This window comes from Chryseobacterium sp. SIMBA_029, assembly GCF_046535275.1.
Lineage (GTDB): Bacteria > Bacteroidota > Bacteroidia > Flavobacteriales > Weeksellaceae > Chryseobacterium.
In genome coordinates this window covers 212,629-235,828 of record NZ_JAWRXA010000002.1, presented here as the reverse complement: position 1 = coordinate 235,828, position 23,200 = coordinate 212,629, and the positions used below count along the sequence as shown (strand labels likewise).

Here is a 23,200-nt window from a genome sequence, read left to right as displayed (position 1 = left end):
GTCTTTTTAGAATCTTAAATAAACGTTAGTAAAGAAGGTTATTCCTTTGTCATACCAAAGTTTTGGTCCGAAATAAGGAGTGTCTCTCTGAGAATCCGCAAGAGCATCTGCAAAGTTTACATTTCTTCCTTGTTCAAATCCTCCGGTTACATAGTTTCTGTTGTTCAGAATGTTGTTTACAGATACACTAAGTCCCATTCTGTATTTTCCAAACTGGAAAGATTTTCCTGCATTAGCATTCAGCATAAACTGGTTGTTGAATTTCTTTTGTTTGGTAATCTGCTGGATAAGTTCAGGCGTTACTCCAGGATACGGATCGTTTGTTGTCTGATCTGTATACATGTATGGAGTTTTGTTAAGCGCTGAGAAATCCAGATACTGATCCATCAGGTAATTCGCTGAAGCACCAACCCACCAATATTTAGGAGAATTGTATTTTAAACCAAAAGAAAATGCTTTCTGAGGGGTTCCTGCTACTTTGTAATCTTTTACATTCGCTTTTCCCCATACGTCAGTTCCTCTGAATCCATTAAGGTCATCAAAAGTTGAAACTTCCGGATTGTTAGTATATTTATACTCACCAATACTTGCTACCCCAACTGCATTTAATGTAGGTGTTACTTTCACATCAAAGCCTAATTCAACTCCCATGTATCTTTTGTTCACACCACTCATTGCTTCGTTCACCAAAGTACTGAATGAGTTCCCCAGTGTTCCGTCATTAACATCTGCATAATATCTTGAAATTTCAGTAGCATTCTGAATCGTTGTAAGATATCCTGATAATCTTAATTTCAGAATCTGCCCTCTCATGATATAGCTGATATCATTAGAATTGATGATCTGATTTTTAACACCAGGCGTTAAATAATCCACCATTCTTGGGTTAATATAGATCTCATTCATTGTTGGTGCTAAACTGAAGAAAGCTCCGTTGTATACGATAAAGTTTTTACCGTCGATCTTATAAGTAAGTTTTGCTTTAATCCCAGCATCTAAAGCATCATAAACAGCACTTTTTCCTTTAGAATTGTCGCTGAATCTTGCAATACCACTTTTGAAATTACCTTCTCTGTATGCTTCAGAATAAGAAGAGAAGATGGAAGCTACCACATTAAATTTGCTGAAATCAATTTCTGATGAAATATTCAGAGAGTAATGATTTCTTGTCAGTTCATAAGAATACTGCGTTCTGTCTCCTTCTCTTACTTCTACATTCGTATCATCTGCATTGTATCTTACATCATTATTGAAAGCATTAAGATTGTAAGCATAATTAGCCCCTAATAAATCTTTAATTCTTCTAAAGTTGTCAGATTTTAAATTCTGGTAGTTAAAGTTGATATTCAATTTCCAATTGTCTTTTAATCTTGTATCAAAGTGAGAGGAGAAATTGAATGTTTTATCTTTATTCACGTCTTCTACGATGGTATACACAGCTCCTCTTGGTGAACCATCCATATTGGTAAGGTTAAGACGGTTTGCATTGTATATAGAATTCCAGTCGATTTGAGACTGCTGTCTGAACTCATCAGCTGATAAAAGTCCGTAGCTTGGTAATTTTCTGTAATACGTAGGGTTTGGATCTGCGGCATGGAACCAGTCTAATCTGCTTCTTGCATCGCTTCCAAACTGATAAGAAACTGTGTTGGTCCAGTTTGAGTTTTTACCAATTTTCAGGTAATCGGTCAACATGAAGATCGGTTCAAAAACATTTCTGATTCTTGAGTTTCTTTTTTCTCCATCCTGCCAACCCCAGTAAGAGTTGTAGTTTTTACCCATAATATCATATACTTCCTGGGTATTTGGAGCGTTTGAAGCTCTATAGGTAGGAGATCCGAAACCGGTAAGGTTGATCGAGTGTCTGTCGCTGAATTTCTTTTCAATAGATCCGAAATATGCATAGGCATCCTGATATACTCCATCAATAACCGCTCTGTCTCCCCATCTTCTGCTTCCAGAGAACGTAAATGCCCAACCCTTCTTGGTTAATCCTGAAGAATATGTTGCCATTGCTCTCTGCATGTAACTTCTATTGGTAAATGAATACGCTAATGAAGTCTGCTTTCTGTAGCTGGAAGCTCTGGTGTTATAATAAGCTACCCCTCCCAGATTACCAAAAGTATATTCTGAAGGTGTAATGTTGTCTACGTTCTCATAAGGATATCTGGTCACATCATTCAAACCACCCCAATTGCTGAAATCAACTCTACCGTCATCATTTTTAGACATCGATACGCCGTTGAAAACTACATCCTCAAATCTGTTATCTACCCCTCTTGGTCTGAACCAGTAAGCACCTAGTTCAAAAGCAGCAACATTTTGGAAAGCATCTCTCCCTGAGCTCAAAAGTCCAACTGTAGGCTGCATTGATGAGCCTCCATCTTCGGTATCATTTGCAGAGTCGTCAATGACTACAACTCCTGCATCTGTTCCTAGATTGTAATTAAGTGTAATAACACCTAAGTCTTTTCTCTTCTCATCAGCCGTTACATCAAATTCTAAAATTTTAGATTCAAAATTTGATTTTGCAACAGTAATAAGATAATGGCCAGGTTTCAAATCCACAAACTGGAAGTATCCAATTTTATCCACAGTCACATCACCGCTGGACTGTGCTAGATCTACTTCTGCTTTCTCTAATGGCTTACCGTCCTGATCCTTAACATATGCAAAAACGGTAGTCTGTGCAAAATAATAAGATGCAGGCAATAGGGTAAACAAAGAGATTAGGGATAGTTTTTTAATCATAATAAACTTATTTTTAACTCCTTCTTTATTTAAGGGGCCACAAATTTAGAACTATTTTCATTAAGTCAAACATTTTAAGCTTTTTATTCTATTAATTTTTCTTAACCTTCCACCATTATCCTAACAATATTATCTTTTCATCATTAATATAAAAATACATTTGTTAAACTATTTTTAATATTAGTCTTATATAAAATTAGTAATTTTACCCCCTTAATTTTTTTAGAATACTAAGAACATGAAAAAATATCTAATCATTGCTGCAGTATTTTGCTTTGGATCTGCTTTTTCACAGCAGAAACAAGTTAAAAGAGCGGCTGTCGCTTTCCTGAATGTAGAAAACCTTTGGGACACTATTCCTTCTGCGGATTATATCGACGGAACCCTTCAGGTAAACAATCCTAAATTTCATAGAAGCGTACCATTAGATTCTTTAAAATATCTTGAAACCACAGAAGATTACAGAGGAGAATGGAGTGATGATCTTCTTATTGGAAAAAAAGTAATCCGAAAGCAGATCTTAGCCGACGACTTTACAGCGAACAGCCCTAAAAGATGGGGAACGAAATCATACAACCAAAAATTAGCAAACGAAGCTAAGGTGATTTCCGAACTGGGAAGACAGTATACCAATGACAATCCTGTTATCTGCGGACTGATAGAAGTTGAAAACAGACAGGTGATTGAAGATCTTATCAAGCAGCCTGCCCTTGCAAGAAGCAATTATGGTATTGTGCATTTCAACACCTATGATTCAAGAGGTATTGATGTCGCGATCATTTATCAGAAATCAAGATTCTCTGTGATAAGCTCTTACAAAAAAGAAATAAAGATCTTTGGAGACGAAGGAAGAAGAGAATACACCAGAGATGTTGTAGTAGCAGTAGGCTTATTAGATGGTGAAAAAGTTGCCATTCTGATGAATCACTGGCCTTCGAGAAGAGGTGGAGAAGCAATTTCACAGGCTAAAAGAAATACGGCTGCTACCGTTTTGAAAAACGAAATGGATAAACTGACAGCTGAAAACCCAAGCATCAAATTATTCTCTATGGGTGATTACAATGATGATCCGGTAAGTCCAAGTGTGAAAAAACATTTAGGGGCAGTAGGTGACCCTAGTGAACTGTCGGACACAACTCCTTATTATAATTTAATGTACAAATTATACAAAGCAGGGGTTGCTTCTTTAGCATATAGAGATGCTCCTAACTTGTTTGATCAGATTATCGTTTCAAGAAACTTATATTCTCCTGACAAAATTACCCCTACGTATACAGTCTATAAGGCAGAGATCTACGCTCCCTCTTATTTAGTAAACAAGGAAGGACAGTACAAAGGATATCCATTCCGTTCTTGGGACGGCGACAGGTTTACCGGTGGATACAGTGACCACTTCCCTGCCGTTTCTGTAATTCAAAAGGAATACATTAAAAAATAAAACAAAAGCACTCTTCTTAGGGTGCTTTTTTAATATATTTAAGGTAAATATATCCATCATGAAAAATTTTGTATTGCTCTTAATTCTCGCGTTTATTCCTTTCAGTTGTTTTTCACAAACGACTCCCAAGAATACGAAAGAGAAATCTGAAATCAAACCTTCTAAAAATGATGACGGAGAATGGGATATCACAGTAATGGATACCCAATTTGACTATTTTCTAAATGGTGTTGCAAAACCCATCAGCCAATATTCAGAATCTTACTTAAAGACTAAAAATGCCTTTCTGGTGAACGAATGGAACTCTTACTACAACACAGGAAAGTACAGAAACATCATAGAATCCGGAATCGATTATGATCCAAAAGAAAATTACGGGATCAAATTTGAATATAAGTTGTATCAGGTATTTGCTTATGTAAGCTGGAAATACGGATTAAGGATGAACGGGTTATCCGGCAGCGATGTCATACGATAGTATTCCTTAACAATCATGCACAAAAAAGGTTCAGAAAATATTCTGAACCTTTTGCTTTTATAGGATCTAACAATTATTTGTTGAATAATTCTTCTACTTTATCCCAGTTTACTACATTGAAGAAAGCTCCAACATAGTCAGGTCTTCTATTTTGGTAGTTTAAATAATACGCATGCTCCCAAACGTCCAATCCTAATACCGGAGTTCCTTTAACATCTGCAACAGGCATTAACGGGTTGTCCTGGTTTGGAGTAGAAGAAACAGAAACAGAACCGTCTGCATTCTTAACTAGCCAAGCCCATCCTGAACCGAATCTTGTTTTAGCTGCATCAGAAAAATCAGTTTTGAATTTTTCAAGACCACCATAGTTTTCAATCGCTGCTTTTACATTTCCTACAGGCTCTTTGCTTCCACCAGGAGTTAAGATATTCCAGAATAAGCTATGGTTGAAGTGTCCTCCTCCATTATTTCTTACCGCTGGCTTATCAGTTCCTGTCTGGCAGATCTCTTCAATTGTTTTTCCTGCTAATTCAGTTCCTTCAATTGCTTTGTTTAAGTTATCGATATATGCCTGGTGATGCTTAGTATAATGGATTTCCATTGTTTTTGCATCAATAGTAGGCTCTAATGCATCGTAAGCGTATCCTAATGTTGGTAATTCAAATGACATAATTTTATTTTTAATGTTATAATCCAAAGTTAGCCAATATTTAAGCTATTATCAAAAATTGGAGATTATTTTAATAAATCTTTAACATTGATATATTCATTGCCATGAATCATTCTTCTTCAAGAAATAGAGCAGATTTAAATCCTTTGTATTTCTTTTACACAATATTTCTTTCGGATCTGAGAATTACAATTCAGGAAATGAAAACATATTTTTTTGTTATAATGATAATCAGGAATACATACTTCCATAAAAATAAAAAGCACGAACCATACGATCCGTGCTTTCTATTTAACAATATTAAATTTATTTATTCATAGACATCAGGAATTCTTCATTATTTAAAGTTCCTTTGATGTTTTTATTTACAAATTCCATGGCTTCTATAGGATTCATTTCAGAAAGATATTTTCTGAAGATCCACATTCTCTGTGAGGTAACCTCGTCCAGAAGAAGATCATCTCTACGTGTGCTTGAAGAAATTAAATCGATAGCCGGATAAATCCTTCTGTTCGCAATTTTTCTGTCTAACTGAAGTTCCATGTTTCCGGTACCTTTGAATTCTTCAAAAATAACTTCATCCATTTTGGAACCTGTATCGATAAGAGCCGTTGCAATAATCGTTAAAGAACCTCCGTTCTCAATTTTTCTTGCTGCTCCGAAGAATCTTTTTGGTTTGTGTAACGCATTGGCATCTACCCCACCGGAAAGAACTTTTCCGGAAGCTGGTGTTACCGTGTTATATGCTCTTGCCAATCTCGTAATAGAGTCCAGCAGGATTACTACATCGTGTCCGCATTCTACCATTCTTTGTGCTTTAGCAAGCACAAGATTCGCTACTTTCACATGTTTTTCTGCCGCCTCATCAAATGTAGAAGCAATCACTTCAGCATTTACACTTCTTTCCATATCGGTAACTTCCTCAGGACGTTCGTCGATAAGAAGCACCATCATGTATACTTCAGGGTGGTTGGCCGCAATAGAATTGGCAATATCTTTAAGCAACATGGTTTTACCTGTTTTAGGCTGTGCCACGATCATTGCTCTCTGTCCTTTTCCAATCGGGGCAAAAAGATCTACGATTCTTGTAGAAAGTGTAGAATTATTTCCTGCCAGATTAAATTTCTCTTCAGGGAAAAGCGGTGTTAAATATTCAAAAGCAACACGGTCTTTAATGAATGCTAAATCACGTCCATTAACTTCCGTAGGCTTTAAAAGCGAAAAATATTTTTCTCCTTCTTTTGGCAATCTAACAATACCTTTCACGGTATCACCCGTTTTTAATCCAAAGTTTCTGATCTGTGCCGTAGAAACATACACGTCATCCGGAGAAGAGATGTAGCTAAAATCTGAAGATCGTAAAAAACCGTAGTTATCCGGAAGGATTTCTAAAACCCCTTCAATACTAACCATTCCGTCGAAGTTAAACTCTTTTCTGGACTCATGATGTTCTTCATGCTTCTCAGAATGTCTGTTTTGATTCTGGTTTTGATTAGAATTTTGATTCTGATTAGAATTCTGGTTAGGATTCTGATTCTGATTCTGATTCGGGTTTTGATTTGGATTCTTATGAGAATTTCCACTATTCTGTGGATGATTGTGATTTTTTTGAGGTCTGGCCTGAGATTGAGGGGATGCAGGCTTTTCTTCTGTAGGAGCAGATTCCTGAGGTTCTGCATTTTTAGGCGTTTCTTTTCTTTCCTGAACAGATTCTGTATTACCTGTATTGCTATTCGGAGGAGAAACTCTTTGTCTTTTTTTCTTAGCCTGTGCAGTTTGTGCTTCTGTTTTCGTTTCGGTTTCTGTTGTTACTTCCTCCGGTTTCTGTTGTTCAGGAACACGTTGTTTTACCTCTGCTTTTGCCTGTACCTGTGGCTTTATTTCTACTTCTTGGGGTTGTGTTTCCTCCTGAAGTGTCGCTTCCGACTTGGGTTTCGGTGCGGTTTTCTTTGGAGCTGGTTTTCTTGCAGGAGCTTTTGCTGGTTTCTCAGCCGGTATTTCTTCAGTAGTTATACTGGTTTCCGTGGCGTTGAAATAATCTTTAGCAACTTTAGGGTTAGAAGCCTGAAAGTCAAGAATTGCAAAGATTTTGTCATTTTCATTGCTGTTTCTTGCAACTTTAACGCCCAAATCCTTTAAGATTTTAGTCAAGTCCGTTACGGATTTTGACCTTAACGTTTCTAGGTTAAACATATTTAATGTAAAAATGTAATTAATTGTGAGTAAGAAAAGTAAGTCCGGTGACTTTTATTTTCAAGTACATTGTATAATGCAAATCTACACTTATTTTTGAATTGTGCAAAATTTATGTTATTTTTGCCAACGAATTAATATTCAATGCTACAAAGAATACAGACCATATGGACATTTTTAGCAGTTTTGGCTGCTGTTTCTCTTTTCTTAACGGGACAAGATGCTACTGTTTTTGGTAGTATTCCCGTGGTAAACATTGGGTGTATCACCCTTGTTTTAGTTGGATTACTGAGTGTATTCAGCTATAAAAACAGAAAAAGACAAATTTTGCTGAATACCATCAGCATCATTATAAACGTTTTGTTGATTGGTGTATTGACGTACTGGTTACTAAACTTATCCGGAGGAATACAATTTCCTGAGAAGGGTATTGAGCCGGTTTTCCCATTGATCGCGGTAATTTGTCTGCTTATTGCAAACATCTATATCCGCAGAGATGAGAGGCTCGTAAAATCTGTAGACAGACTGCGATAACCTTACAACGATTTTTTGAGTGAAAGCAGCTTCTTTTTAGAAGCTGTTTTTTTATTATATTTATCGTATCAACTGCAACATTTCATGTAAAGCTGCGACAGATCATATAAATGTTATCAACAATGAAAAAACTAACCTACCTTACTGTATCACTTTTTTCAGTCTTTACTTTCGCTCAGGAAGTTTCGAAAGAAAGAGTGAACACCATTATTTCAACATTGGCATCAGATGAAATGAAAGGCCGCGAAATCGGAACTCCTGAAAATGAAAATGCAGCCAACTACATCGCCACTCTATTCAAAGAAAACAACTTGGAATACTGTACCGGCAATTCTTATCTCGTTCCCTTCAACTATAAAGAAAAGACAGTCTATAATGTATGTGGTGTAAAAAAAGGAAAAACGGATAAATACTTAGGATTCTCAGGGCATTTCGATCACATCGGTACCAATAATAAAAGCGGCGACAATATTTACAACGGCGCAGATGATGATGCAAGTGGTATCACCACGCTGGTAGGTATTTCTGATTATTTTAAAAATAAAAAACCTGAATTCTCTATGGTTTTCATGGCTTTTAACGGCGAAGAAAAAGGAATGCTGGGTTCTACAGCCATTGCCGGTGATAAAAATTTAGATAAAATATATAATAATTTATCTGCGCTTTTCAATTTTGAAATGGTAGCTACAGAATCCCAGTTCGGAAAGAACGCCGTTTTCATGACAGGTGATGAATTTTCTGACATGGACGAGCTTTTCAATAAAAATGCGGTAAACGGATTAACGATAAATCCTGATCCTTACGCTGAAGAACAACTATTTTACAGATCAGACAATGTGAATTTTGTGAAAAAGAAAATTATTGCCCATTCTATTTCGACAGCAGACATGACCAAAATAAAGCATTACCATCAGGTAAACGACGACGTAAGTATTGTTGATTTTGATAATATGACCCAGATTATTAATAATTTCGGGAAAACACTGGAAAAATTAAATCCGAAGAATTTTGCTCCGAAGTATACGGATAAAGTACAGTTTTAAGGAAATTCTATTCAATAAAAACCACCTTTTGGTGGTTTTCTTTTTTTATACGGACACCTTATTGATTCCTAATTTTTGAACATCATTTTTCTGCATTTCGGCTTCTACAAGCAATCTAATAGAATTTTCCTATTGCTAAAATTCACCTATTTCAGGATATTATTTAACATACTGAAGAAGTAATGCAAATAAGTTGTAACAAAAAAGATTTTATGCAAACATATTAGTTAAAGTAAAATCCAATTAAGAACGTCTTTCAGTATATTTTAATTAATTTTGCTATCCAATTTTTCATTCAATGAACGAATATAAAAAAATATTAAAATTCGCGAGGCCGCATCAAAAATATATCTACGGAAGTTTATTTTTCAACATTTTGTATTCTGTATTTCAAATTGCTTCCTTAGGAACCATTCTCCCTGTTTTGGGAATGCTTTTTGGCACCATAAAACCTGAAAAATATGAATCGGCACCTGTGTACTCAGGAGATCTGACAGACTTTTTTTCATACTTAAAAGAATATTCCAATTATTATGTACAGCATTTAGTAACTCAATATGGTTCATTGAATGTTCTTGCCTGGCTGTGTGTTATTACTGCCTTTATGTTCTTATTAAGAAATGCATTCCGTTATTTCGGATCTTTCTTATTGATCAACTATCGTGTAGGAGTTACCAAAGACCTTCGTGGTGCGATGTACCGCAAAATTCTGTCTTTACCGGTTTCATTTTTTACCGAAAGCAGAAAAGGTGATTTGATGTCCCGTATGTCTAATGATGTAGGAGAAGTTGAAGGGAATATTTTAGGAAGTTTAATTGAGTTGATCAATGCTCCGTTTATGCTGATTAGTACGTTGGTTACCTTATTTTTCTTAAGCCCGGAAATGACACTTTTCTCACTGCTGGTTTTACCTGTTATGGGAACAATGATTGCATTGGTTGGAAAAAGCCTTAAAAAAGACTCTCATGAAGCACAGCACGAAATGGGAACTATCTTTTCTATCGTTGATGAAACCTTGAAATCATCTAAAGTGATCAAGATCTTCAATGCGGAAAAAATAATGGATAACCGATTCATGCAATCAATGAATAAATGGATCTCCAGCTCGATTAATTTAGGAAGAAAGAAAGAACTGGCTTCGCCAATGAGCGAATTTTTAGGATCTATTACTTTCCTGATCATTGCCTGGTACGGAGGAAAACAAATTATTGTTGAACAGAGTATTTCTCCTGCAGATTTCCTTGTATTCTTAGGAATGTTCTTCCAGATTTTACCTCCGGCAAAAAGTTTATCAACTTCTATCTCTAACGTTCAGAAGGGAGAAGCTTCTCTGAAAAGAGTATTGGAAATCCTGGATGCCGATGTGAAAATTGAAGAAGTAGCAGAACCTGTTTCTATTTCTACTCTTCAAAATTCAATTGAGTTTAAAGACATCGGATTCTTCTATGATAAAGATAATCTGATCCTTAAAAACTTTAATTTAACCATTCCGAAAGGGAAAACCGTTGCCTTAGTTGGACAAAGTGGTAGTGGAAAAACAACTATTGCTAATCTTCTGGCAAGATTCTATGATGTTTCCGAGGGTGAAATTTTAATTGACGGAACGAATATTAAGCATTTAAGATTACAGGAATATCGAAAACTTCTGGGAATGGTAACTCAGGAATCTGTGTTATTCAATGATTCGGTATACAATAACATTTTGATGGGTAAACCTGATGCTACACAGGAAGAAGTTATTGCAGCAGCAAAAATAGCCAACGCCGATCTATTTATTTCCCAACTTCCTGACGGCTATAACACCAATATCGGTGATGATGGTGGAAAACTTTCCGGAGGTCAGAAACAAAGGGTATCTATTGCCAGAGCTGTACTGAAAAATCCGCCGATTATGATTTTGGATGAAGCAACTTCTGCACTGGATACGGAATCTGAAAGATTTGTTCAGGATGCACTGGAAAAAATGATGGAAAACAGAACTTCTTTAGTAATTGCCCACCGACTTTCAACTATTCAAAAAGCTGACTGGATCGTAGTGATGGAAAAAGGAGATGTTGTAGAACAAGGCACCCACCACGAGCTGATTGCCCGAAAAGGGATGTACCATAAACTGGTCGAGCTTCAAAACTTTGATTAATCTTTTTTAATAATCAATGAATCCTATACAAGAGTATTTCTACAGAATCGAAGAGCCTGCCAGAAGTACTCTTTTGTTTTTAAGAACAAAAATACTAGAGTCTGATACCGAAAACATAACCGAGACGTTAAGTTTTGGGCTTCCTTTCTTTAAATACAAAAAGAAAATGCTGTGTTACTTCTATTACAGCAAAAAGCATAAAAAACATTATGTCAGCTTTTATCACGGTGACCGGTTAGATCATCCAGAACTTATCCAGGAAGGCCGAAAGAAGTTTAAAATCCTTTTAATTGATGTGAATGAGGATTTACCTGTTGAGCTTATTCTAAGCCTCATGAAAGAAGTGAAACAATATATCAAAGTATAAATTATACTGAAGTTTATCCGTAACTACTCTACTTAACCAAATCTTTTCTTCTGTATATTATCGTAGGTTTTTACATAATCAGGATGTTCCGTTTTCATGACCTGATCCCAAAACCGAAAATACAAACCATAATTTCCTTTGAATTTATGATGGTGAAGATTATGATGCACCGATGTGTTGAAAATTTTAAACAGAAAGGAGTTTCTCAGCCATTTTGGAGCAATTTCATAACCTAAATGTCCATATCCATTGATGAACAGAGAGCTTAGTATAAAGATCACAATACTTATATGGTGCAAGGGAATAAGAAAAAGCAGAATAGGAACAATTAAGCCTTCTGCAGCAGCTTCAAGCAAATGAAAAGAATAGGCAGCAAAAGGACTCGGGTTTGTTGATTTATGATGGATAAGATGCACATACCTGAATATTTTTTTATGATGTAACAACCTGTGCATCCAGTAGAAATAGGTATCATGAATGCATAATCCTATGATAACACTTCCTGCTAACCAATATAACGAATAATCACTAATATTCTCATAAATTTTTGTATACCCACGCAAGGGACTCTTTACGACCAGAAAGATGATTAATACCATGATACATGATGAACCGGTAGAATGAAGTATTTCTCTTATAATATCCTGCCTTTTCATTTCTTTTTGCTGAATTTTTGCATTATACAAAGCCCTTTTAAAAAGAAAGTAACAGATCCCGTAATACAATCCGGTGAGTAAGAAATACTGCAGTAAGCCCATAAAACTTAAATTGAAAAACTCGCTTATATAATTCATCATACTATAGGGTTTAAATAAGAAAAACACCAATGTTATATTTCTATAAGCATTAGTGTTTTTTATATTGATGAAATTTGTGTTTTTTAAATCTAATCTTAAGTCCTATGGAGTATTTATTCCATTCGTTTCCGCCTGTTTCATTGCCCAAGCTAAAGCATTAGCAAAGATGATAGCATTCTGAACCTGCATTCCTCCTGTAGTATAGCCGTTACCTGCATAACCGTAGGTAGACTTCTGCACAGGAAAATATCCGCCCGTACTTGGTGCAACAAATGGCTCAATAGTATTGCTGGAAAATTGACTTCCATTGGCATTTTCATCACTTAGGAATCCTCCGTCTCCAAACCATACTAAATTTAAAGATGAGTGTCTAAATCCTGAAATTCCTGTTCTGGAAGTTGTGCTGTTAATCGGTTGGGCATAGCTAAATGGGATAAAACCACTTGTAAGCCCAGTAATATTTGTAGTAGTAGAAGCATCTTCACCCCAGTTTTTCCCTCTTACATCTCCGAAAGGTCCGTTTAATATTGGATCATTTGTATTAGCAAGTGCGTAAACTGAGCCTGCTCCTGCACCCCCAGTGGTGGAAATTGTAGGATCAGAGAAGATTGCTCTCAACATATATTGAGCTGAAGTACTATTGTCTTCAAAATCAATTATAACACCTTTCTTATTTAAATAATCTGTAAAATATCCAGCATCAGTAGCATTTACAGTATAACTAAAACCCAAAATCACAATGTCTGGTTTGTTATTTAAAGCAGCCAATATTGCAGCACTTGAAGGACTATTACCTAAAGATATATGTGTATATCCTGCAGATTTAACTACACTTGTTGCCGTAGTTCCAAAGTTAGTTGGAGAATCCATTAAGCTTCTTGAAGGCCCCGTAAAGGCACTGTATCCATACGCTGTTTCAGCTCCGATATGCAATACTATTTTTACAGGGATCGTCATCACTACGGTAACATTACAAGTACTTGCTGCATCTGCACTGTTAGAGGTAATGGTCATCATTTTATCCGTTGTAGAAGTAGGAGTTCCTATTCCTGATAACGTTACATTCTGATTTCCTGTAGCAGTAAAGGTTCCTGATCCGCTGAAAGAAATTCCGTCTACCGTATTGGTAGTAATAGAATAACTTCCCAAAGCACTTACCACAACAGGTAATGTAATAGTATTAGTTGCTCCTAGAGCCGTTCCTTTTGTATATACTCCATTCACGGTTGCGCTTCCACAAGATATTGTATAAGTTCCTGCAGAACTTAAAACATTGATAGAAATAGCTGGCGTACAAGTAACATTCACTCCGTTTGCAATAAGTTGTACAGTATTGGTCTGTACAGCAGCAGGAGTACCCTGTCCTGGGACTCTTACCGTTTGCACTCCTGTATTTAGGAAAACACCTGTTCCATAGAAATTATATCCGTTGGTAGTAGTCCCGGAAATAGTATAGTTACCAATTTTAGTAACGTTTACCGAAACACTTAAATAGTTGGAGCCCGTTAATTCCTTACCTTGAATATAAGTTCCTAACGCTTTGCTATTGGAACAGTCAACGGTAAAAACCGATTTTCCAATTTGTCCGCAGACACTTTTCCATTCACTATCTGAAAGACTCCAGTAATTGTAACAGTCTTCTGTAACATTAAAGATCGTAAGACCATCATCCGTAGCCGGGTGTATGGAAATTGCATTCCTTTGAGTCTCTGTTAAACGCGGAATAAGTATCCCTTTGTTATTGCCTCCGGAAACAACTTCCAAAACTGAATTCGTATTGGGAGTAGAGGTATTAATCCCAACTGCACCATTATTCACTTGTGAATAAAACTGTCCAAAGGTGAAAAACAATACCAAAAGTAATGTTCTAACTTTTGCTTTTGTAAATTTTACATTCATCATCGTTTTTGTATTAATTGTTAGTATTCTCAATTATCTATCACTAGATTTAACTTTGCAAAACTACCACAGAACCATTTATTCTGATGAACAAAGCACTACTCAATACTACTCGCACGTATTAAAACTCACGTAAAACAGCGATATCTTATATTTTAAGTATAAAGTTATTAATATTGATATCCGAAGCAATTCCTAATTTTTTACGGATTCTATACTTCCTGCTTTCTACTGCCCGCACACTGCTGTTGACACATGAAGCGATCTTTTTTGTGTCAAAATTTAGTTTCATCAAAGCACAAATATGCAGTTCAGAATGTACCACAGATGGGTTTATTTTTAAAACATTAGGGATAAATTCAGGAAAATAGATTTGAAATTTTTCAAGAAATATGGGGGAGTTACTTTCCGCAAGACCTACAATCTCTGAAATATTGTCCTCCGTTAGATTATTAATAACAATTTGCTGTATCATTAAATCATTATTGTATTTCAGCAGATCTTCAATGGTAGAATCCTGCATCTTTGTTTGCTTGATCAGTCCTAAAATCAACTTGTCTTTTTGGGAAACGAAATAAATATCTATGAGGAATGTTGTGATGGCAAAAATGATATTAAGCAACTGAATCAGTTTAAAGTCATTGGGCCTAATAAACCTACTTTTTGGTAAAAAATCTAATTCAAAATACAGACAGCCTATAAAATTAGCTGCAATAATAGCAACGATCAGTAATATAAAATAATAATCTTCTTTGTAGTTAAAAAAGAAAGGAATGGCAAATAAAAGAGAAAAGTAAAAATATTCAACTCCGGCATTTCTCCATGTATAGATGTAAAAAAAACTGACAATAAACGTGAGTATTATAAAGGCTATAATGTAGGCACCTTTCAAAAGATTTTTGTATTTGCTCATTTTGTTCTTGATCCCAAATAAGAACAGCCAAAAAAAAGTGATAATAATTAAAACGGTAGAACTGAAAACGTCACCAAAAAAAGAGATAATAAAATTGGAATAAAACAGGAATAATAAAAAAAGAAATAGAAGATAACGGTTAACAAGAAATAAAGACTGCTGATCAAAATCATTAGTTGATTTATCCAAATCGTAGGTCATTATTTTAGAAAATATTCTGTTTATCATATCCTAAAAACTTTATCATGAAGAATACATGAGAAATTCCTGGGAATTGCTCATCTAGAGTTTGGCACAATTAAATATAAAAAAAATATCTTATTTTAATAGGAATGAAATATCTTATTTTAAAAATAAGATATTTCAACTTAATATATTCACAAAAACAAGACAAAAGGCGGATTTTGTTCCATTTATGAAAGATTCAGTAATATTTTCTCCATTTTGCAATGGTATTTCTGCTCATTTTAAAATGAAGAGCAGTCATGCTATTACTAAGATTGTTTTTCTGCTGATAATCCAGAATTTTTAAAACAGAGTTTTTATCGTAGGAACGAAGTTTTTGATTTTTAGATTCGGCCAGCCCATCTGCCTGCCCGAAGATCAGAGTATTGAGGTTAATAACATCCATGACGGTATTCATACATACAATTTTATTTTTGATCTGTACGTCATTCATTTTTTCAGGATATTTTTCCTTGATAATATCAGTATATATTTGTTGGTAATCTGGGGCCATATCTCTTATTACATTTTTTTAATCCATTTGTACAAAGTCGTTTTGGGTACTTTATAAGTCATAATTACTTCCTGAGGTGTCATTTGGCCCGTAGTAATCTTTTCAAGAATAAAGCTTTTAACTTCTTCCGTATAAATATGTTTTCTGAATACCGGCAGTTTGTTTTCATCAGGCAAAACCGGGCTTGCATTCCTACTTGGGGCATACAAGATTAGATGCCCTGAAAAAAGCCTGAAAAAATCATATTCCAAAAGTTTAGACCATCTTAGCAAAAGATAAGTATCAATACTACTTTGCTTATATGTCATTCTGATTTCTTCTTCGCTGCATTTTAAAAATTTCTCAGCTCTTTCATAGGGTATCTGAAGCTCCTTCATCCTGTGCTCTATAAACTCACCAATGTGTATTTTTTTTAAATTCATTCTCAACAATCTTTTTTTCAATGCATTATTTGATCATTCTATCTGAAAAACATTGATTACATTAATTATTTTGATGAGCAAAAATATCCATTTAATGAATGAGACTTCCCACCTCCCGATACGCAATAATACGCACGAGTAGAAAAACTCATACGGAATCACGTTTTCATTTAGTTCTAAAGATGGTATTATCACAAAATAAAAAGGAGAAAACCATTACTGATCTTCTCCTTTTCTATTTATAAATAGTGTTATATTAATCTTTCATTCTTGCAATCACGTCAATTCCACCTTTGGTAATATCTCCGATCTTACAAGTGATCTCAGTGTCTAATGGTAAGAAAACATCCATTCTTGATCCAAACTTAATGAAGCCAAATTCATGCCCAGCTTTAGCATGATCACCTTCATTACAATAGAAAACAATTCTTCTTGCAACATATCCTGCAATCTGTCTGAAAACGACCTTATGATTTGTTAAACTTTCTACCGCCACAGTTGTACGTTCGTTTTCAGTAGAAGATTTTTCATGCCAGGCTACCAGATATTTTCCGGGATGGTATTTTTTATAAATTACATTACCAGAAACCGGATAACGGCAGATGTGTACGTTCAGTGGAGACATAAAGATTGAAACCTGAATCGCTTTTTCTTTCAAAAATTCAGTTTCCTCCACTTCTTTTATCATCACTACCTTCCCATCTACCGGAGCAATTACATTTTCTCTATGATCCAGAATATCCCGGTTTGGAACTCTGAAAAACCAAAATACCAAACTGTAGATGATCAACAGAGGTAAAATGATCAAAAGTGACCACATTTTTAAATAATAAATAGCTAATGCACCAATGATGACGAAAATTATGGTTGCTACTGTAATCGTTCCCTTCGATTCTTTATGTAATTTCATGAGTTTAAATAAATTTTTCTAAAATAAAGTACAAATATACGACAGGAACGCAAATTAAAAAACTATCCAGTCTATCCAATACGCCACCATGCCCCGGAATGAGGTTTCCGCTGTCTTTTACCCCAAAATTTCTTTTCAGCTGGCTTTCCACTAAATCCCCCAAAGGAGCGAATGCAGCGACAAGAAATCCTACCACCATCCAGTTCCCGCGAAGATCATGCTGATAACGCTCTATAAAGTATGATAAAATTAAAGTTAATACAACACCTCCTATATATCCTTCCCAGGTCTTCTTTGGGGATATTTTGGGAGCCATTTTATGTTTCCCGAAAAACTTCCCTGTCAGATAGGCAAAAGTATCACTACTCCAGATTAAAATAAACAGAAAAAGAACTTCTAAAGAAAACTTATCATCGTAGCTTGAAAATTTCGGAAGTCCAAGGGCAAAACTAAATGGCAGCGCCACGTAGATGACCGTAAAAATCAGTTTTCCGCTGTCGTAATACAATTCGTTGGGATACTTAAATAAAGTAACCACAGCAATAGCTATTAAAGAAAGAGCAAGGATTTCACTTAACCGGAAATCAAAAAAGAAATCATGGTAGAAAAATCTCTTTGAGAATATATAAAATATAAAAATAATCAACGGGAAAACGACCCATTTTTCATATCCTTTCCCGAATTTCATGAGTTTAACACATTCCCATGAACCTACTGCAAGCAGAAGGGTAATAAGACCGTGATACAAATATTGCTGCTTAGCAAGGCCGGGTGATACGCTGTTGATCAATTGAGATCCTAACGGAGTCGTGCAAAGGATGATAATGGCAACGTAGACAATTCCGGAAATTGTTCTTTGAATAAGGTTTTTGTCCAAAATGTAAGATTTATAAGTTACCGCTTAGTCTTCAAGCAGTAATAAAAACAGTTTAGTATTGGTAGTAGAGGAAGTATCCATATTTGATTTACCTCCGCTGATGGAAGTGAGGTTTTTGATATTTCCGTTTCTTTTGATCTTGCCCATCGCATCGTTAAGGTTATTCACAATCTGTGATACATTGGCCATCACAATAATCTTATTGGGAAGCTTTGAGGAGTGGTAATGTAGAATATTATTGTGTGAAAGCATAATGCGCCCGTCATAGGCAATAAGATACTCACAGGTAATGAATGCCACATCATTGGAATATTCCATTTCTGAAGTATATGGCTTTTTTACCACATTCAGAAAGCTTTGAAGCTCTTTATCCCAGCAAAAAATGTTGTGGATATCTTCAATCTTGACAATTTGATTTAAAGTCTGTAGCGCCTCCGCTTCATCTGCACAATAATTAAAAAATCCTCCTGAATGCGTAAATAATTGCGCAAACTTATAGTCGAGATCTGCATTTTTCAGCGAATCCCCTAGTTTTTCCAGGCTTTGTTTGTCATCCTCCTCAGGCTGGTTGGTAAGTTTGCTTACAATCTTCTTGAATAAATTCAACTTAATCTATTTTTAGTCAACTTTATACAAAAATAGAAAATAATTTACAATAGATTCTAAAAATGCAGGGTTAAATATGAAAAAACCTGACAGTTTTTACACTATCAGGTTTTAAATTATGTATTTCCGGGGAATTCTACAAGATGCTCGGGCTTTCAGGAGCCTGAATTTCACTTGCTTCTTCCTTATCTTTTAACGGAATGGTATTCGTTACTGGTCTTTCAGTTAATTCCGGATCCCAGGCTCTCTTTCCGAAGATTTCTTCCAGGTCTTCACGGAAAATAACTTCTTTTTCTAAAAGCTTGGTTGCTAAAGCATCCAGTTTATCTTTGTTCTCAGTAAGAATTTGTACTGCTCTCACATATTGGTTCTCAATGATAGATTTAATCTCTACATCAATTTTATTAGCAGTATCTTCAGAATAGGGTTTCCCGAAAGAATATTCTGACTGACCTGAACTGTCATAGTAAGAGATGTTTCCGATAGTAGGACTTAATCCATAAATCGTCACCATAGCCTGTGCTCTTTTCGTTACTGTTTCCAGATCAGAAAGAGCACCGGTTGAAATATTATTGAAAATCACCTGCTCTGCCGCTCTTCCTCCTAACGTTGCACACATCTCATCAAGCATTTGCTCTGTAGTGGTCAACTGTCTTTCTTCCGGAAGATACCATGCTGCTCCTAAAGAACGTCCTCTTGGAACAATGGTTACTTTTAAAAGCGGTGATGCATGTTCCACCAACCATGAGATCGTAGCGTGGCCTGCTTCGTGATAAGCCACTCTCTTTTTCTCAGACGGCTTGATAGCCATATTTTTCTTTTCAAGTCCACCAATTATTCTGTCTACAGCATCCAGGAAATCCTGTTTTGTAACAGAGGTATGATTGTATCTTGCTGCGATAAGTGCCGCTTCATTACAAACATTTGCAATATCTGCTCCACTGAATCCAGGAGTTTGTTTTGCCAGGAAATCTCGGTCTACATTATCATCTAATTTGATTTTCTTCAAGTGAACATCAAATATTTCTCTTCTCTCATGTAATTCCGGAAGGTCTACATAGATGGAACGGTCAAAACGTCCTGCTCTCATCAAAGCTTTATCTAAGATATCTGCTCTGTTGGTTGCTGCCATTACGATCACATTCACATCGGTTCCGAAACCATCCATTTCCGTAAGAAGCTGGTTCAGTGTATTTTCTCTTTCATCGTTACCACCGGAGAAATTATTTTTCCCTCTGGCACGTCCGATAGCATCAATTTCATCAATAAAAATAATCGCCGGAGATTTTGCTTTTGCCTGGGCAAATAAATCTCTAACTCTGGAAGCTCCTACTCCAACGAACATTTCAACGAAATCTGAACCTGAAAGGGAGAAAAACGGAACTTTAGCTTCCCCTGCAACAGCTTTCGCCAACAAGGTTTTACCGGTTCCCGGAGGGCCTACTAAAAGGACACCTTTAGGAATTTTACCTCCTAATTTGGTATATTTCTCAGAGTTTTTCAAGAAATCTACTACTTCCTGTACCTCTTCTTTTGCTCCTTCCAATCCTGCAACATCTTTAAATGTTACCTGAATTTTTTCTTTTTCATCAAAAAGTTTTGCTTTGGATTTTCCGATAGAGAAAATCTGTCCTCCAGGGCCACCGCCACCGCCCATCTTTCTGAAAAGAAGGAAGTAGAATAATCCTAAAATAGCAATCCAGATCAATGCTGAGAATAAGATATCCATGAATGGGTTTTTACCCGCTCCGTAATCTTTTGTCGTTTTGATATTGGCATCAGCTGCTTTTATCTGATCAAATTTTTGAAGGAAAAGCTGAAGATCTCCGTATTTCACAGAATAATCTGCTTTAGGAGCCATTTCAAATGCTGATAGAGGATTGTTTTCATTGGCTGATTTGTTTACCACAGCAGCCTTTGCAGCTTTTGTCAGGAAAACATCTGCTTTCTCTGTGTCTTTGTATATAATAATACTCTGTACTTTCCCCGACTGCAATTCTCTGAAGAATCCATCTTCATCAATAGATTTCGCACTATCACCTCCTAAAAAATTGGAGCCAAAAAATAACAAAAGAGCTACGATCGCAATTGGAAAAAACCAGTTGAATCCTTTATTGTTCATTTATACTTTTTAAAATTTAATATTCTGTTTCAATTTTTGTGATGACTGCATCACCCCATAGTTCTTCGATATCATAATACTCTCTCGTTTCTTTTTGAAAGATATGAACCACTACCGTAACATAATCTACTAAAACCCACATTGCATTTTCGGTACCCTCTACATGCCAAGGTCTGTCCTGAAGTTCATTTCTTACTTTTTTCTCTACACTACCTGCTAATGCAGCCACCTGCGTATTGGAGTTACCACTACATATTATAAACGTCTCTGCCACAGAGTTTTCAATTTTTGAAAGATCGAAAATCATTACATCTTCTCCCTTTACATCTTGAATGGCTTCAACGATTTTATCTATTAGCGCTTGCTTTTCTACTGTTTTATTCATTAAAAATATACTATAATCTGCAAATTTATTGTTTTTTCTTTACTTAAGCCTTACTTTTAGGCCCTTAATGTTCTTAAAGTTTTCTTAAATGCACCAATTATTCTATTTAAAAGAATGCTCTTCTACTAATGACGAAGTTTCAAAGTTTTTACTTTATGAAAATTCAGATTTTATTGGAGTGCATACATTTAATCAAACCCAGGGCCGCGGACAGTACGGAAATACATGGACTTCTACCGCCGGACAAAATTTAGCGTATACGCTGGCAGTAAAGGCTAAGAACTTCTTGATTTCTGATTTCATGTTCAATTATTATACCGCAATCGTGATCCGTGATTATCTGGCCAATTTGACTGAAAACACAGTATTTATCAAGTGGCCGAACGATATTATCCTCAACAGGAAAAAAATCGTCGGAATTCTGATTGAAAAGAGAAAGATTCATCAGGAGCAGTACTTTATTATCGGGGCAGGTTTCAATATTCTGCAGGAGAAATTTGATGAAATATCCAATGCAGGATCTCTTTTAACGCAGACCGGGAAAAGATTTGACCTTGAAGAATTTACAGAAAATCTGAACGATTTTTTAATTGAAAAACTTAAAAACATTCCTTCTGAGCAGGAGATTATGGACCGGTTCAACAGCCATCTGTTCCGAAAAAACGAAATATCCGTCTTTGAAATTGAAAAAGAAAGACAAAATGGCATCATACGCTATGCTGATGAAAAGGGTGAAATCTGGATCGAGCTGGAAGACGAAATGAGATCTTTTTATCATAAAGAAGTAAAACTCCTTTACTGATTGGCTCTTTTGAGATATAAATACAGGGTAAGCGGAAGAAAAACCAGATTCGGAAGCCACATCGCCAATGCTGGAGACAGGCTTTTGTTTTCAGAAACTACTTTTAATGCTTCAAAAGAGAATACGAAAATAAAGGCCATTGAGATCCCTATTGCCAGGTTAACGCCCAACCCTCCTCTTTTCTTCTGTGAAGCCAGAGAAAGTGCTAAAAACGTGAGAATAATGATAGAAACAGGCATTGAAGTCCGCTGATGAAGTTCATTAAGATAAGAATTCAAATTGGAGTTTCCTTTTTCCTTTTCTCTTTTAATAAATTTCAACAGCTCCGGAGTGGTTTTATTCTGTCCTAAAAGTTCATTCGGGAAAAGTTCTTCCGGAGTGTGTCCATAGCTTTTTCTCAGCTCAGGACCATTGCCAAGTTTCTCTGTATTATCTTTGTTGATGGTTTTTTCAACGTAATTATTTAAGACAAACAGCTTCTTTGCTTTATCCCATGAAACTTCGGATGATTTAAGTTCATAAAGCATTCTGCGGTTTTTATCAAATTTCTGATAAATAAAACCGGAACCTCTATTTTCTCTTTTATTCCATGAGTTAACAAAAATATATTCGCTTTTACTGAGCTGTGCAGAGGCCGGGGCCGTTCCTAAGATCTTCTCTTTATTGGCTGCATTATAGGTATATGCCTCCAGCTCGTTCTTTTTGATATTCGCCCAGGGCAACACCATATGATTCACTACAAGTGACAGTAGCGCAATCAATATGGAAGTATATAAATAGGGTTTTGCGAATCTGTGAAAGCTGGCACCACTGCTTATAATGGCAACAATTTCAGTATTATTCGCCATTCGCGAACTGAAATAGATCACCGAAATGAAAACTAAAATGGAAAGGAAAGTCACCACCAGATTAATAATCCAGAAGGGATAAAAATGCAGCAAAAAGTACATCAGATCCAGTTTTGGATCTAAAGCCTTTGCGGATTCTATTCTTGGTATTTTCTGCTGGACATCAATAACCAAAACTACGATAGACAGCAATATCAGCATGAAACTAAAAGTTCCAAGATATTTTTTGATAATATACCGGTCTATAATTTTAAGCATTTCCTTTCTTT

General features: G+C 35.8%; 21 protein-coding genes. 7 read left to right on the top strand and 14 right to left on the bottom strand.

The features are described 5' to 3' along the window. Nucleotides 1-6 precede the first annotated feature (6 nt). Nucleotides 7-2,751, bottom strand: a complete 2,745-nt coding sequence (locus SB679_RS04305) for a carboxypeptidase regulatory-like domain-containing protein (RefSeq protein ID WP_410700975.1) — start codon at nucleotides 2,749-2,751, stop codon at nucleotides 7-9. Between the two features lie 238 nt (nucleotides 2,752-2,989). Here SB679_RS04305 and SB679_RS04300 point away from each other — a divergent pair, with 238 nt between their 5' ends. Both SB679_RS04300 and SB679_RS04295 read left to right on the top strand, forming a co-directional pair. Then, the gene (locus SB679_RS04300) at nucleotides 2,990-4,189 is read left to right on the top strand and encodes an endonuclease (protein ID WP_410700974.1); all 1,200 of its coding nucleotides are present in this window, start codon (nucleotides 2,990-2,992) and stop codon (nucleotides 4,187-4,189) included. Nucleotides 4,190-4,247: 58 nt separating this feature from the next. Next, nucleotides 4,248-4,667: a DUF6146 family protein gene (locus SB679_RS04295; RefSeq protein ID WP_410700973.1), complete on the top strand. Its 420-nt coding sequence runs from the start codon at nucleotides 4,248-4,250 to the stop codon at nucleotides 4,665-4,667. A 73-nt stretch (nucleotides 4,668-4,740) separates the two neighbouring features. On the opposite strand, the gene SB679_RS04290 is transcribed toward SB679_RS04295, so the two are convergent. Further along, a complete protein-coding gene (locus SB679_RS04290) occupies nucleotides 4,741-5,337 on the bottom strand; it encodes a superoxide dismutase (protein ID WP_410700972.1) in 597 nt (198 codons plus the stop codon). 306 nt (nucleotides 5,338-5,643) lie between these two features. Beyond that, nucleotides 5,644-7,530 carry a transcription termination factor Rho gene (gene rho / locus SB679_RS04285; protein WP_410700971.1) on the bottom strand — a complete coding sequence of 629 codons (1,887 nt, stop codon included), beginning with the start codon at nucleotides 7,528-7,530 and terminating at the stop codon, nucleotides 5,644-5,646. Nucleotides 7,531-7,674: 144 nt separating this feature from the next. On the opposite strand from rho, the gene SB679_RS04280 reads away from it, so the two are divergent. The 4 genes from SB679_RS04280 to SB679_RS04265 all read left to right on the top strand — a co-directional run bounded on the left by SB679_RS04280 (nucleotide 7,675) and on the right by SB679_RS04265 (nucleotide 11,611). Then, a complete protein-coding gene (locus SB679_RS04280; protein ID WP_410700970.1) occupies nucleotides 7,675-8,064 on the top strand; it encodes a DUF4293 domain-containing protein in 390 nt (129 codons plus the stop codon). A 122-nt stretch (nucleotides 8,065-8,186) separates the two neighbouring features. Further along, nucleotides 8,187-9,107: a M28 family peptidase gene (locus tag SB679_RS04275; protein ID WP_410700969.1), complete on the top strand. Its 921-nt coding sequence runs from the start codon at nucleotides 8,187-8,189 to the stop codon at nucleotides 9,105-9,107. A 298-nt stretch (nucleotides 9,108-9,405) separates the two neighbouring features. After that, a complete protein-coding gene (locus SB679_RS04270) occupies nucleotides 9,406-11,244 on the top strand; it encodes an ABC transporter ATP-binding protein (RefSeq protein WP_410700968.1) in 1,839 nt (612 codons plus the stop codon). A 16-nt stretch (nucleotides 11,245-11,260) separates the two neighbouring features. Next, on the top strand, nucleotides 11,261-11,611 hold the full coding sequence (locus tag SB679_RS04265; RefSeq protein WP_410700967.1) for a DUF1801 domain-containing protein: 351 nt from the start codon (nucleotides 11,261-11,263) through the stop codon (nucleotides 11,609-11,611). Between the two features lie 32 nt (nucleotides 11,612-11,643). On the opposite strand, the gene SB679_RS04260 is transcribed toward SB679_RS04265, so the two are convergent. The 10 genes from SB679_RS04260 to rsfS all read right to left on the bottom strand — a co-directional run bounded on the left by SB679_RS04260 (nucleotide 11,644) and on the right by rsfS (nucleotide 21,281). Beyond that, nucleotides 11,644-12,408, bottom strand: a complete 765-nt coding sequence (locus SB679_RS04260; RefSeq protein ID WP_410700966.1) for a sterol desaturase family protein — start codon at nucleotides 12,406-12,408, stop codon at nucleotides 11,644-11,646. A 102-nt stretch (nucleotides 12,409-12,510) separates the two neighbouring features. Beyond that, entirely contained in the window at nucleotides 12,511-14,340 is a 1,830-nt protein-coding gene (locus tag SB679_RS04255) for a hypothetical protein (protein WP_410700965.1), read from the bottom strand. 115 nt (nucleotides 14,341-14,455) lie between these two features. Beyond that, on the bottom strand, nucleotides 14,456-15,448 hold the full coding sequence (locus SB679_RS04250; protein WP_410700964.1) for a helix-turn-helix transcriptional regulator: 993 nt from the start codon (nucleotides 15,446-15,448) through the stop codon (nucleotides 14,456-14,458). Nucleotides 15,449-15,644: 196 nt separating this feature from the next. After that, nucleotides 15,645-15,959, bottom strand: a complete 315-nt coding sequence (locus SB679_RS04245; protein WP_410700963.1) for a helix-turn-helix domain-containing protein — start codon at nucleotides 15,957-15,959, stop codon at nucleotides 15,645-15,647. 8 nt (nucleotides 15,960-15,967) lie between these two features. Beyond that, nucleotides 15,968-16,381, bottom strand: coding sequence for a transposase (locus SB679_RS04240; protein WP_410700962.1), 414 nt, complete (start codon nucleotides 16,379-16,381; stop codon nucleotides 15,968-15,970). 256 nt (nucleotides 16,382-16,637) lie between these two features. Beyond that, nucleotides 16,638-17,291, bottom strand: coding sequence for a phosphatidylserine decarboxylase family protein (locus tag SB679_RS04235; protein ID WP_410700961.1), 654 nt, complete (start codon nucleotides 17,289-17,291; stop codon nucleotides 16,638-16,640). 4 nt (nucleotides 17,292-17,295) lie between these two features. Beyond that, nucleotides 17,296-18,168, bottom strand: coding sequence for a phosphatidate cytidylyltransferase (locus SB679_RS04230; RefSeq protein ID WP_410700960.1), 873 nt, complete (start codon nucleotides 18,166-18,168; stop codon nucleotides 17,296-17,298). A gap of 24 nt (nucleotides 18,169-18,192) precedes the next feature. Then, nucleotides 18,193-18,774 (bottom strand): LUD domain-containing protein, encoded by a 582-nt coding sequence (locus SB679_RS04225; RefSeq protein WP_410700959.1) that lies wholly within the window; start codon nucleotides 18,772-18,774, stop codon nucleotides 18,193-18,195. Nucleotides 18,775-18,910: 136 nt separating this feature from the next. Continuing rightward, nucleotides 18,911-20,896 carry an ATP-dependent zinc metalloprotease FtsH gene (gene ftsH, locus SB679_RS04220; RefSeq protein WP_410700958.1) on the bottom strand — a complete coding sequence of 662 codons (1,986 nt, stop codon included), beginning with the start codon at nucleotides 20,894-20,896 and terminating at the stop codon, nucleotides 18,911-18,913. Between the two features lie 16 nt (nucleotides 20,897-20,912). Next, nucleotides 20,913-21,281, bottom strand: coding sequence for a ribosome silencing factor (gene rsfS, locus SB679_RS04215; protein ID WP_034708532.1), 369 nt, complete (start codon nucleotides 21,279-21,281; stop codon nucleotides 20,913-20,915). An 88-nt stretch (nucleotides 21,282-21,369) separates the two neighbouring features. Here rsfS and SB679_RS04210 point away from each other — a divergent pair, with 88 nt between their 5' ends. Next, on the top strand, nucleotides 21,370-22,083 hold the full coding sequence (locus SB679_RS04210; protein WP_410700957.1) for a biotin--[acetyl-CoA-carboxylase] ligase: 714 nt from the start codon (nucleotides 21,370-21,372) through the stop codon (nucleotides 22,081-22,083). Here SB679_RS04210 and SB679_RS04205 read toward each other — a convergent pair. Next, entirely contained in the window at nucleotides 22,077-23,189 is a 1,113-nt protein-coding gene (locus SB679_RS04205; protein WP_410700956.1) for an LptF/LptG family permease, read from the bottom strand. The genes SB679_RS04210 and SB679_RS04205 overlap by 7 nt on opposite strands. Nucleotides 23,190-23,200: the final 11 nt, after the last annotated feature.

Coding starts and splice junctions, on each gene's coding strand:
- SB679_RS04265 (WP_410700967.1), top strand. CDS start 11,261: ATGAATCCTATACAAGAGTATTTCTACAGAATCGAAGAGCCTGCCAGA.
- rsfS (WP_034708532.1), bottom strand. CDS start 21,281: ATGAATAAAACAGTAGAAAAGCAAGCGCTAATAGATAAAATCGTTGAA.
- SB679_RS04300 (WP_410700974.1), top strand. CDS start 2,990: ATGAAAAAATATCTAATCATTGCTGCAGTATTTTGCTTTGGATCTGCT.
- SB679_RS04275 (WP_410700969.1), top strand. CDS start 8,187: ATGAAAAAACTAACCTACCTTACTGTATCACTTTTTTCAGTCTTTACT.
- SB679_RS04245 (WP_410700963.1), bottom strand. CDS start 15,959: ATGGCCCCAGATTACCAACAAATATATACTGATATTATCAAGGAAAAA.
- SB679_RS04250 (WP_410700964.1), bottom strand. CDS start 15,448: ATGATAAACAGAATATTTTCTAAAATAATGACCTACGATTTGGATAAA.
- ftsH (WP_410700958.1), bottom strand. CDS start 20,896: ATGAACAATAAAGGATTCAACTGGTTTTTTCCAATTGCGATCGTAGCT.
- SB679_RS04210 (WP_410700957.1), top strand. CDS start 21,370: ATGCACCAATTATTCTATTTAAAAGAATGCTCTTCTACTAATGACGAA.
- SB679_RS04235 (WP_410700961.1), bottom strand. CDS start 17,291: ATGAAATTACATAAAGAATCGAAGGGAACGATTACAGTAGCAACCATA.
- SB679_RS04260 (WP_410700966.1), bottom strand. CDS start 12,408: ATGATGAATTATATAAGCGAGTTTTTCAATTTAAGTTTTATGGGCTTA.
- SB679_RS04205 (WP_410700956.1), bottom strand. CDS start 23,189: ATGCTTAAAATTATAGACCGGTATATTATCAAAAAATATCTTGGAACT.
- SB679_RS04240 (WP_410700962.1), bottom strand. CDS start 16,381: ATGAATTTAAAAAAAATACACATTGGTGAGTTTATAGAGCACAGGATG.
- SB679_RS04290 (WP_410700972.1), bottom strand. CDS start 5,337: ATGTCATTTGAATTACCAACATTAGGATACGCTTACGATGCATTAGAG.
- SB679_RS04305 (WP_410700975.1), bottom strand. CDS start 2,751: ATGATTAAAAAACTATCCCTAATCTCTTTGTTTACCCTATTGCCTGCA.
- SB679_RS04295 (WP_410700973.1), top strand. CDS start 4,248: ATGAAAAATTTTGTATTGCTCTTAATTCTCGCGTTTATTCCTTTCAGT.
- rho (WP_410700971.1), bottom strand. CDS start 7,530: ATGTTTAACCTAGAAACGTTAAGGTCAAAATCCGTAACGGACTTGACT.
- SB679_RS04280 (WP_410700970.1), top strand. CDS start 7,675: ATGCTACAAAGAATACAGACCATATGGACATTTTTAGCAGTTTTGGCT.
- SB679_RS04270 (WP_410700968.1), top strand. CDS start 9,406: ATGAACGAATATAAAAAAATATTAAAATTCGCGAGGCCGCATCAAAAA.